Origin of the sequence: Bacteroides sp. An19, from assembly GCF_002160215.1 — a bacterium.
GTDB lineage: Bacteria > Bacteroidota > Bacteroidia > Bacteroidales > Bacteroidaceae > Phocaeicola > Phocaeicola intestinalis.
Map to the genome: position 1 here is coordinate 1 of NZ_NFKD01000153.1, position 590 is coordinate 590.

At 51.0% G+C, this 590-nt stretch carries 2 protein-coding genes; one reads left to right on the forward strand and one right to left on the reverse strand.

What is annotated here, in order from left to right:
• The coding region (locus B5F25_RS22090) for a hypothetical protein (protein WP_206423580.1) at window positions 1-197 on the forward strand (197 nt) is incomplete at its 5' end.
• 18 nt (window positions 198-215) lie between these two features.
• On the opposite strand, the gene B5F25_RS22095 is transcribed toward B5F25_RS22090, so the two are convergent.
• Window positions 216-590, reverse strand: a 375-nt coding sequence (locus tag B5F25_RS22095) for a hypothetical protein (protein WP_162614480.1), incomplete at its 5' end; no start/stop codon positions are given.

Genomic DNA, 590 nt, shown 5'->3' on the forward strand with positions numbered 1-590 from the left:
ACCAAAGCATGAACGGACGGCATCCCATCATCGTGAGTTGCCGTTATGTGGCATCCGACGGGCGGATATACCTGTTTCACAGCGGTTCTTTCTGGTATGAGAGTTACGAGATAGATCCCAAAAGAAAGGTGCGTGTCTATGTTGACCGCAATAATCCTTTCAATTATTATGTGGATGTTGACAGTGTGGTGGGATGAGAACGGAAAAAAACGTGTTTAAGGCAAATTATCCTTGGCAACCAGCATCAGTTCGCCCGCTTTCTTCATCAGCGTTTCTTCGGATACATCCGCTCCTTCCATAAAGATAACCAAGAGATGGTCGCCCACCAAAGCAAAAACGTTCAGCACACGCCGTCCTCCTGCCTCTGCGCAGGCTAAGGTGTAGTAGGTAATCCATCTCTTGTCTTTCAGCGTCAGCTCCAGGTAGTCCTGCGTTTCATAGATGTCAGGGTGCTCCCGGAACAGGTGGTCCTTGTAACGCATCAGCCTGCCCAGCAACGAAGCCATGTCAAGGGGCGTGGCCTGGTTGAGGGGCGTGTTGCGTGCCGATGCAAGCTTGAAGCCATGTATCCCGACGGAGGCATACAACTC